Annotated in this window: 16 protein-coding genes; 9 read left to right on the plus strand and 7 right to left on the minus strand. The window is 68.8% G+C overall.

Features of this window, described 5'->3' with window-relative positions:
* Positions 1–62: 62 nt before the first annotated feature.
* The 3 genes from ACFSXZ_RS28875 to ACFSXZ_RS28885 all read right to left on the minus strand — a co-directional run bounded on the left by ACFSXZ_RS28875 (position 63) and on the right by ACFSXZ_RS28885 (position 4,390).
* Positions 63–2,858: an AfsR/SARP family transcriptional regulator gene (locus tag ACFSXZ_RS28875; RefSeq protein WP_378268375.1), complete on the minus strand. Its 2,796-nt coding sequence runs from the start codon at positions 2,856–2,858 to the stop codon at positions 63–65.
* A 280-nt stretch (positions 2,859–3,138) separates the two neighbouring features.
* The gene (locus ACFSXZ_RS28880; protein ID WP_378268376.1) at positions 3,139–3,816 is read right to left on the minus strand and encodes an anti-sigma factor family protein; all 678 of its coding nucleotides are present in this window, start codon (positions 3,814–3,816) and stop codon (positions 3,139–3,141) included.
* Between the two features lie 7 nt (positions 3,817–3,823).
* Positions 3,824–4,390, minus strand: a complete 567-nt coding sequence (locus tag ACFSXZ_RS28885) for an RNA polymerase sigma factor (RefSeq protein WP_378268377.1) — start codon at positions 4,388–4,390, stop codon at positions 3,824–3,826.
* A 153-nt stretch (positions 4,391–4,543) separates the two neighbouring features.
* Between ACFSXZ_RS28885 and ACFSXZ_RS28890 the strand changes: the two genes are divergently transcribed.
* Positions 4,544–4,990 carry a hypothetical protein gene (locus ACFSXZ_RS28890; RefSeq protein ID WP_378268378.1) on the plus strand — a complete coding sequence of 149 codons (447 nt, stop codon included), beginning with the start codon at positions 4,544–4,546 and terminating at the stop codon, positions 4,988–4,990.
* A 30-nt stretch (positions 4,991–5,020) separates the two neighbouring features.
* A complete protein-coding gene (sbnA, locus tag ACFSXZ_RS28895; protein WP_378268379.1) occupies positions 5,021–6,001 on the plus strand; it encodes a 2,3-diaminopropionate biosynthesis protein SbnA in 981 nt (326 codons plus the stop codon).
* A 60-nt stretch (positions 6,002–6,061) separates the two neighbouring features.
* On the opposite strand, the gene ACFSXZ_RS28900 is transcribed toward sbnA, so the two are convergent.
* From ACFSXZ_RS28900 to ACFSXZ_RS28910, 3 genes are all read right to left on the minus strand, one after another.
* Positions 6,062–6,586, minus strand: a complete 525-nt coding sequence (locus ACFSXZ_RS28900) for a pyridoxamine 5'-phosphate oxidase family protein (protein WP_378268380.1) — start codon at positions 6,584–6,586, stop codon at positions 6,062–6,064.
* A 261-nt stretch (positions 6,587–6,847) separates the two neighbouring features.
* Positions 6,848–7,072 carry a hypothetical protein gene (locus ACFSXZ_RS28905; protein WP_378268381.1) on the minus strand — a complete coding sequence of 75 codons (225 nt, stop codon included), beginning with the start codon at positions 7,070–7,072 and terminating at the stop codon, positions 6,848–6,850.
* Positions 7,069–7,251 carry a hypothetical protein gene (locus ACFSXZ_RS28910; protein ID WP_378268382.1) on the minus strand — a complete coding sequence of 61 codons (183 nt, stop codon included), beginning with the start codon at positions 7,249–7,251 and terminating at the stop codon, positions 7,069–7,071. Before ACFSXZ_RS28910 ends, ACFSXZ_RS28905 begins: the two co-directional genes overlap by 4 nt.
* Here ACFSXZ_RS28910 and ACFSXZ_RS28915 point away from each other — a divergent pair.
* The 7 genes from ACFSXZ_RS28915 to ACFSXZ_RS28945 all read left to right on the plus strand — a co-directional run bounded on the left by ACFSXZ_RS28915 (position 7,242) and on the right by ACFSXZ_RS28945 (position 12,857).
* Positions 7,242–7,739, plus strand: coding sequence for a hypothetical protein (locus ACFSXZ_RS28915; protein ID WP_378268383.1), 498 nt, complete (start codon positions 7,242–7,244; stop codon positions 7,737–7,739). The two genes, ACFSXZ_RS28910 and ACFSXZ_RS28915, sit on opposite strands and share 10 nt — an antisense overlap.
* A 98-nt stretch (positions 7,740–7,837) precedes the next feature.
* Positions 7,838–8,212, plus strand: coding sequence for a nuclear transport factor 2 family protein (locus ACFSXZ_RS28920; protein WP_378268384.1), 375 nt, complete (start codon positions 7,838–7,840; stop codon positions 8,210–8,212).
* A 226-nt stretch (positions 8,213–8,438) separates the two neighbouring features.
* Positions 8,439–9,587: an MGDG synthase family glycosyltransferase gene (locus ACFSXZ_RS28925; protein WP_378268385.1), complete on the plus strand. Its 1,149-nt coding sequence runs from the start codon at positions 8,439–8,441 to the stop codon at positions 9,585–9,587.
* Between the two features lies 1 nt (position 9,588).
* On the plus strand, positions 9,589–10,473 hold the full coding sequence (locus ACFSXZ_RS28930; RefSeq protein ID WP_378268386.1) for a DMT family transporter: 885 nt from the start codon (positions 9,589–9,591) through the stop codon (positions 10,471–10,473).
* 8 nt (positions 10,474–10,481) lie between these two features.
* Positions 10,482–11,366: a DMT family transporter gene (locus ACFSXZ_RS28935; protein ID WP_378268387.1), complete on the plus strand. Its 885-nt coding sequence runs from the start codon at positions 10,482–10,484 to the stop codon at positions 11,364–11,366.
* Positions 11,363–12,109 (plus strand): polysaccharide deacetylase family protein, encoded by a 747-nt coding sequence (locus tag ACFSXZ_RS28940; RefSeq protein WP_378268388.1) that lies wholly within the window; start codon positions 11,363–11,365, stop codon positions 12,107–12,109. The genes ACFSXZ_RS28935 and ACFSXZ_RS28940 overlap by 4 nt, the downstream gene beginning before the upstream one ends.
* Before the next feature lie 193 nt (positions 12,110–12,302).
* Positions 12,303–12,857, plus strand: a complete 555-nt coding sequence (locus tag ACFSXZ_RS28945) for a hemerythrin domain-containing protein (protein ID WP_378268389.1) — start codon at positions 12,303–12,305, stop codon at positions 12,855–12,857.
* 61 nt (positions 12,858–12,918) lie between these two features.
* Here the strand turns inward: ACFSXZ_RS28945 and ACFSXZ_RS28950 are convergent, their stop codons facing one another.
* Positions 12,919–13,596, minus strand: coding sequence for a response regulator transcription factor (locus tag ACFSXZ_RS28950; RefSeq protein ID WP_378268390.1), 678 nt, complete (start codon positions 13,594–13,596; stop codon positions 12,919–12,921).
* Positions 13,597–13,664: the final 68 nt, after the last annotated feature.

Raw genomic sequence — 13,664 nt, forward strand, 5'->3', positions numbered from 1 at the left:
ACAGTTCCTCGAACGAGCGGTGTCCGCACCAGGACACCGCTCGTCCTGTCTGGTCCGTGTGCTTATGGGGCCGGTGGGTGCTCGGCCAGTCGAGCGCGGAGGATGTCGGCATCGGGGTGGCGCAGGTCGTCGAGGATGGGCAGGGCCCGCTGCCAACAGCGTTGTGCGGCGTGGAAGTCGCCGGCGTCGTGGTAGGTGTCGCCGAGGCGGATGAGCGTGTCCGCCTGCGGATGGCGACTGCCCAACTTCTGATACAGGTCCAGTGCGGTCTGGTAACAGTCGGCAGCCTGCTGGTGCTCGCCGAGGTTGTGGTGGGCGTAGCCGAGGCTGTCCCAGGTGTCGGCCTCGCCGTGCCTGCTGCCGACCGCTCGGTGCAGTTCGAGCGCCCGGGTGCAGGAGCGCAGCGCATCGGCGTGCCGGCCCAACTGGGTCTGCATCCAACCGATCGCGTTCAACGCCTCCGCCTCACCCGCTTGGTGGCCCGCCTTGTGGAACAACGCGTAGGCGGCCTTGCCGTGCTCCAGCGCCTCGGGGTGAGCACCCTGCGCGTAAGACACGATGCCGAGGTTGTTGTAACTGCGTGCCTGGCCGATCAGGTCGCCAAGCCGCTCGTCCAGGTCGAGTGCGCGGTGCAAGCTGGCCTGCGCGTCCGGATAGCGACCAAGCCGGATATACGCCCGGCCCAGTTCACGCAGGGACGACGCCAGTCCGTGTGGATCGTCCGCGCGTTCAGCCGCGCCGATCGCGACGAGTTGGGTGGTGACCATCTGTGTCCAGTGACCGGCGCGGATGCAGAAATTGGCCACGCTCCAGGCGATTTGCCAGGCGTGGGTGTCGAAGCCGGCGTCGGTGGCGCGGTCGATCGCGGCCGGAAACACCGGGCGCTCGGTCGTAAACCATTGCCATGCCTGTTCTTCATCGGTGAACTCTTCGACGTGGGCCTCCGGCTCGGGTGCGGTCAGGGGCAGCCGGTCGTTGGGTGGGTTGAGCAACAGCGTCGCGGCGTGCGCGGTATGGACGTAGTGGTCGAGCATGCGGTGCATGGCCTCGTGGCGCGCCTGCTCGTGCTCTTCCTGCTGTGCCGTTTCAGCCGAATACGCCCGAAGTAGGTCGTGGTAGGCGAATCGGCCGGCGCTGGGTTCGGTGAGCAACTGCGCTCTGGTCAGCTCGGACAGGGCCGCGTGGGCCCGATCGCGGTCGGTTCCGGTGAGGCTGGCGGCGGCAGGCACCGATATCTCCGGGCCCGGGTGCAGGCTCAGCAACCGGAACATTCGTGCTGCCGCGGTGCTCAGTGTCCGGTAGGACCAGGAGAACACGGCACTGAGGTTGACGCTGGTGTCACCGATGTCCAGGGCGTGTAGCCGATCGCGGACGTCTCGGAGTTGTCTGGACAGCTCGGTCAGCGACAGAACCGGGGTGAGGGTGGCTCGCGCGGCGACGATACTCAGCGCCAGTGGCAGATGGGCGCACAACTCGATCAGGTCACTGACGGCGTGCGGTTCGGCGGCCAACCGCTCCGGGCCCAGCCTTCTGGCCAGCAGGTCATGGGCTTCGGCGGTGGTCATCAGGTCCAGGGGGACGGCGTGCGCTCCCTCGCTGACGATCAGGCCGCCGAGGTGGTCGCGGCTGGTGATGACGGTCAGGCACCGGGCAGAGCCTGGCAGCAGCGGCCGGATCTGGCCGGTGTCGCGGGCATTGTCCAGCACCACCAGGATCCGCCGGCCGGCCAGCTGGGATCGGTAGAGCGCTGCCTGCTCCGCCAGACCGGCCGGTATCCGTGGGGCTGGTACTCCGAGCGCGTCGAGGAAACCCCGGATCGCTTCGGCCGGCTGGACCGGCTGACCACTGGGGTCGAAACCCCGGAGGTTCACGTAGAGCTGCCCGTCGGGAAATCGGTCCGCGACCCGGTGCGACCAGTGCACGGCGAGGGCCGTCTTACCCACGCCCGCGGTGCCGTTGATCGCCGAGATCACCACCGTGTCCTTCCGGTCCAGCAAACCGGTGAGTTCTTCCAGCTGGGATGCCCGCCCGGTGAAGGCCGCCACCGCACAAGGCAGCTGCCGTGGTACCGCGACGCTCGACCGCGGGGCTGGTGCTGGAGGTGAGACCGGTGCGGCGAGGGTGACATCGTCGCGCAAAATCGCCACCTGCAACTGTTGCAGCTCCACACCAGGTGCCAGCGCGAGGTCCTCGGCCAACCGCTCGTGGGTGCGCCGATACACCTCCAGTGCGTCGGTGGTGCGTCCCGACCGATTCAGGGCCAGCATGAGCTGGCCGACCAGCCGTTCCCGCAGCGGATGCTCGGTGACCAGTACGGTCAACTCAGCCACCAGGGCAGCGTGCCCGCCGACGGCCAGTTCCCAGTCGACACCGTCCTCCAGCGCAGCGAGGCGGCTCTCCTCCAACCGCGTCGCCTGCACCGCGAGTCCCGGCGTGACACCGCTCAGCGCGGGCCCGCGCCACAGCCGAAGGGCCTCCCGTACCGCTGCGGCCGCGCCCACCGGGTCGGTGGCCGAGAGTTGCCGGGCACGGGCCACCGACGATTCGAAAACACCAACGTCGACCTGGTCCGGCTCGACATTCAGGACGTAGTCGCTTGATCTGGTGGTGATCGCGTCACCGAGCACGCCACGGAGCCTGGACACGAGCTTGATCACCTGACGGCGCGCTGACGGCGGCGATTCCTCTTCCCACACCGCGTCGACGAGTGCGCTGACGGACACCACGCGCCCCGGACGCAGTGCCAGTGCGGCCACCACGGAACGCTGGTGCCGGCTGGAAATCACCAGCCGCTCCGGTCCGCGCCAGACCTCCACCGGCCCCAGCAGCCGAAACTCCAGACGATCGGCAACGCCCAACGGTCCCCCTCGGTGCGCATACCTGGCTTTCCGCCTGCGCCGGCAAACCGAACAGGTGCCAAAGACAACCGTCCACAACGAAACCGGCCATCAATAGGAACAGTTGATCGACAACCAGATACGATCCATTCGGGTGAATCTTATAACGCCCGTCCGATAGCCAACGGCTAATACACCAAGCCAGAACAAACCGGCCATTGACAGCCAAACCCGCCCAGGCCACCGCGCACCCCGCCACCCCGTGGGCGTTCGTCACGGCGGGGAGCCAATCACCGGCTCCTCATGCCGGGAAGGTCGCGGTGGCAAGGACGATGCTCTGTGCGGAAAGAAGTTGTGCCCCGCGAAGTTGAGCGGGGTCGACAGGGATCGGAGTGGCCCACTGTCCGTATCCGCGCACGATGTCGAAGGTGCCGACGTCGACGGTGGTGCCGTCGCGGCGGATGAGCTGACAGTCGACCATCACCGTGCGGTCGGTCATCTCGGTGTCGACCGAGACGTAAATCCACGGGGATTGGCCGGGATGGACCCACATCTGTCCGACCGGATGGTTTCCGGCGATGAGGTCGGCGGTGAGCAGCGCCGTGGCGGCGGGCGCGGCGGGCGCCGCCGGAACCGGCGGGGAGGCGGTGGTGACAGCGCCGAGCAGCCAGCCTCCGGTACCGAACACCACGGCAGCCGTCCCGGCGGCGATCGCGGCGGTCCAGCGGCGGCGCTTCGCACGGCCGGCGGGCCGGGGTAGGCGTGCCAGCACTCGGCTTTCGAATCCGGACGGGGGTTCGGCACCGGGCACCAGCGCCAGCAGGGCGTCGCCGACCGCGGTCAGCTCCGCGATGTCCTCACGGCAGGCGGCGCACCGGTTGAGGTGCGCCAGCGCGGCGGCCCGCGCCGAACCGGCGACGAGGCCCAGGGCGAGTTCCGGGCCGAGTTCGTGGAGCTGGTCGCAGTTCATCTCGGTCATGGCCGGCTCACTCGGACTGCAGGACGGCCCGCAGCTTGCGCATCGCCGTCCGGATACGGGTTTTCGCGGTGCCCAGCGGGATATGTTCGGTGACCGCGATCTGTTCGGCGGTCATCCCGTAGATGCCGGCCATGACCACCGCGCGAGCCTGTGGGATGGGCAACGCGGTCAGGCCGGTCCGCAGCGCCGCGGCGTCCTCGTGCGCCAGGGCCAGCCGCTCGGGACCCTCCACCAAGGCCGCGAACTGCGCGACGAGATCGCCCGGGTCGAGCGGGGTCGGCTGGCGGGCACGCACCACGTCGATGGCCAGATTGTGCGCGATCGTGGTCAGCCAGGCGCGCACCGAACCACGGCGGGCGTCGTAGACATCGGCGTGCCGCCAGGCCCGCTCGAAAGTCAGCTGCGCGACATCCTCGGCCAGCTGGCTGTCGCCCAGTACGGCGATCGCCACGCCATAGACCGGGCGCTGAAATCGGCGGACGAACGCGATGGCGATCGCGGCCTCACCGGTGGCGAGGCCGGCCAGCAGCGTCTCGTCGGGAAGGCGCTCGACCGGGATACCGATCCTGCCCACATTCCTACTACGTGCGACCCGGCCACCGGGATTGCGCGACCGGCGCCCGTAAGGGTCCTTCCTGCCCGTATCACTGTCAGATTACCGCAATCCCGCGCGGGCTTGAATTCGTAATCCAGAGGTAAGGAGGCCCACAAAGGTTGGGAGGAAGGTGTGTCTATCACCAAAATCGCCCGCGCCGCCGTGGGTGCTTTGCCGATCGGCGTGATCGCCGTGGCAGGCGTAGCCACCGCGTGTGGCGGTGGTGGCGCGCCCGGGCCGACGAGCCCCAGCCCACCCTCGGTGAACCAGCCGGCCGGGACGGTGGTGACCGCGACCCTCAGCGACTTCCGGATCGCGTTGTCCTCCCAGAATTTCCGTCCCGGCGCCTACACCTTCCATGCGGTCAACGCGGGCCACACGGTCCACTCGCTCGAGATCAACGGCCCTGGCGTGGACGACAAAACATTGTCCGGCACGCTGGATCCGGGCCAGTCCGGTGATGTGGGCGTCTCGCTGCAACCGGGCAACTACGAGATTTACTGCCCGGTGGACGGGCACAAGGACGCGGGGATGGACGTCACGATCACCGTGCCCAGCGGCAGCACCGGGTCCTACTGATCAGCATCCCCGCGCACGAGGAGGGCACCCGTGCCGGTCATATCCGTTCCCCACGAGTTCAACGAGGAAGGACTCTACGTCGACCTCCAGCCGGTCGTCGGGCACTCGCTCTTTCTCAAGTGCGAGGGCTTCAACTTCGCCGGCTCGATCAAACTGAAAGCCGCGACCGAAATGGTGGAAGCCGCGGAACGCGACGGACTGCTGACACCGGGTTGGTCGATCCTGGTCGAATCCTCCTCCGGCAACCTCGGCGTGGCGCTGAGCATGCTCGCGGCGAGCAAGGGCTACGGGTTCCTGTGTGTCACCGACTCCCGCTGCACCCTCGCGGCCAGGCGCTTGATGGAAGCGCTGGGCAGCCGCGTGCACGTCATCGCCAAGCCGGACGCCGACGATGATCTCCTCGGCGCGCGCATTCGCTACGTCCGCGCACTGTGCGCTTCCGATGAACGCTATGTCTGGCTCGACCAATACATCAACGCGGGCAATTGGCGGGCTCATTACCGCACGACAGCGCCGACGATCGCCCATCATTTCCCGGCGCTTGACGTGCTGTTCGTCGGGGCGGGCACCACCGGCACCCTGATGGGGTGCGCACGGTACTTCCGGCAATGTCACCGGCCGGTGACAATCGTCGCCGTCGACAGCACCGGTTCGGCGACCTTCGGCGGCACGCCCGGCCGCCGGATGATTCCCGGCCTGGGCACCAGCGTCCGCCCACCCCTGCTCGACGAATCCCTCGTGACCGAGGTGATCCACGTCGAGGAAACCGACACCATCCGCACCTGCCATCGGCTGGCCCGCAGCGGATTCCTCTTCGGCGGATCCACCGGCACCGTCGTCAGCGGCGCGATGCGCTGGCTGGAAGAGCACGACGCGAGTGCGCCCACCGCGGTCGCCATCGCCCCGGACCTCGGCGAGCGCTACCTCGACACCATCTACCAGGCCACCTGGCTCCACGAAATCTACGGCGAGAACGTGCTCAACTCGGACCAACTGACTGCCGGCTTCTGACCGAACCGATCGCGACGCAGTCCCGATGGCCCGACTGTTCACCTCACAACCTCTCCTGCGTCAGAACCGGACGCGCGCCAGGCCACCAGGCTCCATCGACAACGTCACGATCGCCGAGCGGGGCTCAAGGCGATACACATTCCACGGCGGAGGCCCCTGCGCCGGCGCGTTGAACGGGGCCGTGATGCCCTGCCCGCTGTCATCGGGCTCGGCCGGCCAGCCGTTGTCCGCCCACCCCTTCGCAACACGCGCCAGCGCGCCCGCATCGGTCACACGCTTGGCGTCACCCTCGAATACCACGTCCGCGTCCCGGATCGACACCGCGATCGAACACCGGGGATCCCGCGCCACATTGCGAGCCTTCCTTGTTCCCGCGCCTGTTTGGAACCAGAAGGTGCCATCCAGCCACAGGGCACCCACCGGAGTCACATGCGGACTGCCATCCTCATTGACGGTGGACAGCCAAGTCGTGCGGGAGTTCAACGAGTCAGGAGCCGGTGCCGACCCCGCATCGAGTTTGTCGGTAACGGTGGTCCAATCCACCGGCGGCAACCCATCCGCCTCACCCAGATTGATGATCTCCATCAGAGGTCCCTTCATCGCCCAACGGGCATATCGACCAACAACATCTCGTAGACAAGACCCCAGACGACTCCAAAAGTCATCGCTCACCGGCAAACCACGAACCGCCCGAGCGCGCACACGAGAGTTGACCACCACCGCGCCGGCCCGCCTGAACCAGGTTGACCAGCCACAACCCGCCCCTACGACCAGCGAAAGGAACCCCACCGGGCCCGTGAAACCCGACAGCCACCCGCTAAAGGACGCAGGCAGACCCGCGTGACGTCATGGGCGCGACCCGGGCGGGCGGTCGGCGTCGGGGATTCCGAGAGCGTCCGGTCGGCGGGGTGCGTGGTCGAGGAGGGTCTCGGCGGCTGTGCGGGCGTGGTGGCCGTAGTCGGGATCGTTGAGCACCATCGCGCGGCTGGCGGCGCCGTCGGCGAGGGTGACGAGTTGTTCGGCAAGTGACTCCGGCTCCTGGACGCCGAGTTCGTCCACGAGGCCGGTCACAAGGCGAGCATGACGAGTTTCTGCTCGCGCGCGAAGACGTGCACGCGGTCGGCGGGGTCCGGGTACTCGGCAGCGGCGCGGAGGAACGGGCATCCCCCGACGGTGCCGTCCGGCCACGGCCGCACGGCGAACATCGCGAGGATCCGGTAGCGAGGCGGGAGATCGGTCCGTGTCAGCACGTCCAGGAGTGTGCGCCCGGACCGCAGCCGAGAGCAGGAGGCGTCACTTCACCGGCCTACGCCGCTTTCCGGCACGCCTGGTCAGCGTCGGGGACGCCGTGGCGTCGTTCAACCCCGTGTACGGCCAGGGCATGAGTTCCGCGACGCTGCACGCTTCCTGCCTGTCCTCCTACCTCACCGGCAGCGCCGATTTCGATGGTGTGGCCCGGGACTTCTTCAATCTGGAGCACATGGTCGTGGACGCGGCATGGGCGGTGTCCGCCGGAGGCGACGCCGGCCGCCTCGACGCCGCGAACGGTGTCGAGGTGCCGGAGCCCGTGCGGCAACAGCGTGCAGCACTGGGACGGGTGGTGGCCGCGACGCTGATCGACGGAACTGTCGCACGCGTGTTCAACGACGTCTCCTACATGCTGCGGCACCCGGCGACCCTGGGCGACCCCGAACTCCTCGAACGAGCCGGTGCCGCCCTCGGGGCGAAAAGCCACTGAGAAGCCCGACCGAGATTTACCGTATTCGTCTTTCGCCGATCCTGCCCTGCCGGAAGGACCGGCCTCGGGGCAGGATCCGCATTGTGGAGGGAACATTCATGGTGGAACCGGCGGAAACGGTGCTCGACCGCTATATCGGCCTTTCCGACCGAGCGGTGCGGGAAAGCTCGGCGCTGGCCGAGTTGCTGGGGTTGTTCGCTTCGGACGCGACCGTCCTGATCGGCCCGGAACCGGCGCACGGAAAAGAAGCCGTCACCACCTTCTATCGCGCCCACTTCGCCGGCATCGTCGAATCCAAGCATTACTGGAACACGACCGTTCTCGAGGACGGTACGGTGCGGGCGGAATGGGTGTGCGCGGCCCGGACCACGGGAAACGGTCTCATCACCGTCGCCGGAGTGGAGCACGCGACGGTGGACTCGGATGGCCTGATCCAGGATCTGCGCAACGAGTTCACCCGGCCGCCGGCTTAGTACTCGGCGTTACCGCCCGTCGCGCCCGCGTGTCCGGGACGCGTGCGGGTGGTTGCGCGCCGAACGTGTCGTGCTGCCGTTGTCGCGATTAGACCGCTTTGGCGATGGTATCCGAGGACCATGCGACCGGAAGAGGAAGCGGCGCGGGGAGTTTGGGCGGGATGCGTATGTGGTGTGATCGTCGACCGCGTGTGCGGCGCGATCAGGAATCGCGGGGAGCGTCGTGATGATGACCGATATGGGGCCGACCGGCCCGGGGCCCCTGCTGCTGATCACGGCGAGTATGGGTTCGGGGCATACTCAGGTGGCCGACGAACTCGCCCGGCGCATGTCGGGGCGGGTGCGGACACGGATGGTCGACCTGCTGGAGATCCTTCCGTGGCACCTCGGCGCGGCGCTGCGCGAGGGCTACGGCGCGACGCTGCGTCGCGCGCCCTGGCTGTATGAGGGCGTCTTCCGAGCTTTTTTCGCACCGAGACCGCACTGGCAACCGGACACGTCACCGCTGGCGCGGCTGGCCGCCCGCCGGTTACGGCGCGTGGTGGCCGACTGCGCGCCATGCGCGGTGGTGTCCACCTTCCACCTGGCCGGGCAGGCCGTGGGGATGTTGCGGCAACAAAACCGGTTGCGGGTCCCGAGCGTGGTGGTGATCACCGAGCCCGCCGCGCACGTGCTGTGGAATCATCCGGCGACCGACCTGCTCGTCTGCCCTTATCCGTGGGTCGCCGAGGACAGCCGCCGGGCGACCGGCAAGCCGTCGCTGGCGCCGGGTCCGGTCATCGGCCCGCAGTTCAGGATGGACGGACCGGGCTACGGCGCGGAGGTCGGGGCGGCGGGGCGGCAACGGTTGCGGCTGGAGCCCGGGGAGCACGCGGTGCTCATCTCCGGGGGTGCGTGGGGAATGGGGGCCCTGACGCGCGCCGCCACGCAACTGTCCCTGGTCCCGTCGGTGCGGCCGGTGGTGTTGTGCGGCCGCAACGAACGCCTGCGGCGGAAACTCGACGGAGCGCAGGGGTGTCTCGCCCTGGGCTGGCGTGACGACCTGTCGGTACTCTTCGCCGGGGCCAGTGTCCTGGTGGACAACGCGGGGGGCACCACCTGTGCCGAGGCGTTCGCCGCGGGCCTGCCCGTGGTCGGCTACGACCCGCTGCCCGGGCATGGCCGGGCCGGGGTGAAGGCGCTGATCCGGGCGGGTCTGGTCACCGATGGCCATCCGTCCCTGTCGTCCGCGGTGGCCGCCTTGTGCACGCCCGGCCCGTTACGGGAGCGGCAGTGCCGCCGGGCGGCGGAGGTGTTCCGGGCCGATCCGGCAGAGGTCCTCGCCGGGTGGCTGACCGACCAGGGTGTGCCGCTGTCCCCGGCCGCCGGAGGCTGACATGGCGATCTGGGCTGCCCTGGGTGCCGCGCTGTTGCTGGGTGTCGGTTTCGTCCTCCAACAGCAGGTCGCCGAGAGGGCCCCCGAGGAGGACACCTTGTCCTGGCGGCTGTTCCGCGACCTGATCGGCCAAGGGCGGTGGCTGGCCGGAATCGCGGCCATGATCTGCGGCCAGATACTCGGCGCGATAGCCCTCGGCCAGGCCGGCATCACCGTGGTCGAGCCCCTGCTGACCATGAACGTGCTGGTAGCGCTCGGGCTGGCCAGCGTCATGTCGGGGCAGGCGTTGCGGCGGAGCGAGTGGCTCGGCGCTCTCGCCCTCGCGGCCGGGGTGACGGTGTTCGTCGTCGCGGCCGCTCCGCAGCCGGGCCACGGTGCCCACCGGGACCGGCTGTGGCTGTTCACCGGTGTCGTGGTGGTGGTGAGCGCGATCGTGGTGGCCGTTGTGCGCCGGATGGCCGGGGCCCGCCGGGCGGTCGGGCTGGCCGCCGCCGCGGGCATGCTGTACGGCTTGCAGGACGGGTTCACCCGGCGAGGAGTGCTGCTGCTGACCCGCAATCCCCTCGCCCTGCTGACCACGTGGACGCCCTACGCGATCGTGTCCGTCGCGGTGGTCGGGCTGCTACTGGCACAAAGCGCCTTCGAAGCGGCGCCTCTGCGGCATTCACTCCCGGTGATTACGCTGGCCGAACCGGCGATCGGCGTCGCCTTCGGCGTGACGGTGTCCGGGGATCCCGTACGCTCCGGCGCTCCGCTGCTGGCGCTGCAGGCGGCGGCACTGGCGGCCGCGGTGGCCGGTTGCGTGCTGGTGACCCGGTCTGCCGTGCTGGCCGACGCCTCACCAGGGGGAGGCTTCAAGAAGCGTCATCGAAGCTGCCCGTCCTAGGGTGAACCATGATTGTCGCCGTCCTGTGCGCGCTGGGTGCGGCGCTGAGCAACGCGACCGGCACCGTGATGCAGTCCCGGGCGGCCCGGCGGGCCCCGGAACGGGACACGATGCGGCTGATGTTGATGAAACACCTCATGCGGCAGCCCGGATGGTACGCCGGGATAGGCGGCATGATCGGCGGGTTCCTGCTTCAGGCGACGGCGCTGAGCCTGGCCGGCCTCGCGCTGGTCCAGCCGGTCATCGCGGTCGAACTGCCGATCACGCTGCTCATCGGCGCCCGCGTGTTCCACCGGCGGGTCGGCTGGCCCGCCCTGTCCGGCATGCTCGCCCTCTCCGGCGGCCTCGCCCTCCTCATCACCTCCACCCGACCGCGTGGCGGCCACGAACCGGCCACGATATGGCCGTGGGTCTGGGCCTGCGCGATCAGTCTCCTGCTCGGCGGGGCACTGATAACGGCCGGACTCGCCGCGCGCGGAGGTCTGCGGGCGGCCCTGTTCGGCTCGGTGTCCGGCCTGGCGTTCGGCTTCACCGCGGCCTTGATGAAGGGCGCGCTGAACCGGCTGCCCCAGGGACTGCTTGCCGTCCTGGAGTCCTGGCAGCTCTACGCCATGGTCGTGACCGGGATCGCCGCGGTGTTCCTCACGCAGAACGCGCTGCAATCCGGCCCCCTGGCCGCCGCCCAGCCGGCGATCACCACCTGTGAGCCACTCACCAGCATCCTGTTCGGAGTCCTGCTGTTCGACGAATCGCTGCGCGCCGGATGGTGGCTTTTCCCCACCGTGCTCGGCGGCGGGATGCTGGTGACCGGCAGCGTGCTGCTGGCCCGATCCCCACTGTCCAGCGCCACGACCGGGCAGGACGGCGCTGAAGTGCCGGAGCGGCAACGATGACGAAACGCGGGCTGCTGACCGGCACGGCTCTGGCCATGAGCCTGCCTGCCCTCTGCCATCTCGCGCCGGCCGCCACCTGGCTGCCCGGCATCCGACGGTGGGCACCCTCGCTGGCCGGACGCGGCGACCCCGGAAAGGTGGCCATCACCTTCGACGACGGACCCTCGCCCGAGTCGACCCCCGCCTTCCTCACCGAACTGGCCGCCAGCAACGTCCACGCCACCTTTTTCATGGTCGGCGAACACCTCGCCCGGCACCGCGAAGTGGGCCGGGCAGTCGCCCGGGCCGGCCACGAAATCGCCGTGCACGGATGGTGCCACCGCTACCTCCTCGGCCGGACCCGCCGCGCCGTGCGTGACGACCTGGCCCGGGCCGCCGACCTCGTCACCCAGGTCGCCGGCACACCACCGACCTGGTTCCGGCCGCCCTACGGAGTGCTCACCACCGATGCCCTGCTCGCCGCCACCCAACTCGGCCTGCGCCCGATCCTGTGGACCCTCTGGGCCCGGGACTGGATCACCGGCGCGACCCCCGAAACCATCCTCGCCACCCTTGAACCCGGCCTTCGCGGTGGCGTCACCGTGCTCCTTCACGATGCCGCGCCACCCGGCAGCCCATGCGACCGGTCCGCGACTCTCGGCGCACTTCCCCACCTCATTCGTCGCATCCGTGCCCAGGGGCTGTCCCCCGGCCCCTTGCGCGACCACCGGATCCACGACCACACCCTTCGGCGCACGCCCTGATCCCGACTCTGAGAACACGGCGCCACCGTCACCGCACGTCCAGTGTCGTACTCGCCGCACCGGGCTCGAGCGCGTCGAGACCGCCCCCGGACCTCACCTGCAAAAGACGACCTGTCTACAGGTGAAAGGCAACCGCTCGCCGGGTATACGGAGGAGGTACTCAAGGACCGCGTAGCGAAGGAACGGAGCCGCCATGGCCCAGAAGATCGACGTAGTCACGCTGCTCGAACGCCAGCACGAAGAGATTCGTCGCCTGTTCGCCAAGCTGAGGACCGCCAAAGGCGACCGGCGGGTGAAAGCCTTCCAGGACCTGGTCAAGCTGCTCTCGGTGCACGAGACCGCGGAGGAAGAACTCGTCCACCCGGAAGTGCACCGCCGGCAGGGCGGCAAACGGGTGGCGAACGCACGCATCAAAGAAGAACACCACGCCAAGGAGTTGCTGTCCACTTTGGATAAGATCGGACCGGATGCCGAAGGATTCGACACACTGCTCCGGGAACTGCGCGACGACGTCCTGGCACACGCCGAACACGAGGAACGAGAGGAGTTTCCGCTCCTACGCAAGACCGTCGACGAAAACCGCCTGCGCGCGATGGCGGACACCGTACGCGCAGCCGAAGCGATCGCACCCACCCATCCACACCCCGGCGTGGAAAGTGCGGCCGCGAACGTGATACTCGGCCCGCCCACCGCGGTCATGGACCGAACCCGGGACGCGATCCGCAGCGTACTGCGGCAACAATCCTGACCTGGGCCGTTCACGCGCGGTCGTGAGCAAGGCGTCATCGCGTTCAGTACCCGAGCGATGGTCAGGCCAGTCGGTAGCCGACTCCGCGGACGGCGTGGATCAGCTCCGGCGAGCCGAGCTTGCGGCGCAACCGCAGTACCACCGTATCGACCACATTGGACAGTGGTTCGACGCTCGAATCCCAGCAGTGCTCGCGAAGTTGTGCCCTTGACACCGCGTGCCCGGGGCGCGCGAGCAAGACCTCCAGTACGGCGAACTCCTTGTCACTCAAGATGAGCAGCACGCCGCCGCGTCGGACCTGCCTGCGCGCACAGTCCATTTCGAGGCCGGCGTGCCGCAGCACCACCGGTCTGCCCTTGCCGGAGCCGCGGCAGAGCACGAGCACGCGCGCGGTCAGCTCGGCCATGGCGAACGGCTTCACCAAATAGTCGTCGCCGCCGTGCTCGAAACCGGAGATCCGGTCGGCGACGGAGTCTCGCGCGGTGAGGAACAGCACGGGCACCGGCCAGCCCGTGTTTCGTTGCTGCTGCACGAAGTCCACGGCGTCACCGTCGGGCAGCATCCGGTCGAACACGACACAGTCGAACCGCCCGGAGCCCAGCGCCTGCCCGGTCTCGCCGAGGCTCCTCGCGGAAGTCACGTCGAGCCCGTTGGCCGACAGTTCCACGCTCACCGCGAGGCGGATATTTTCGTCGTCCTCGACCACCAGCACCCGCGGGCGCGGCTTGACTCCTGACATCGGTTCCTCCCTAATACTGCAACGGCACTTAGGTGAGTGGGTATCCGCGTCTTTTGTAGTGGCTGAGC

The sequence above is a fragment of the Amycolatopsis pigmentata genome, from assembly GCF_042684065.1.
Taxonomy (GTDB): Bacteria; Actinomycetota; Actinomycetes; order Mycobacteriales; family Pseudonocardiaceae; genus Amycolatopsis_E; species Amycolatopsis_E pigmentata.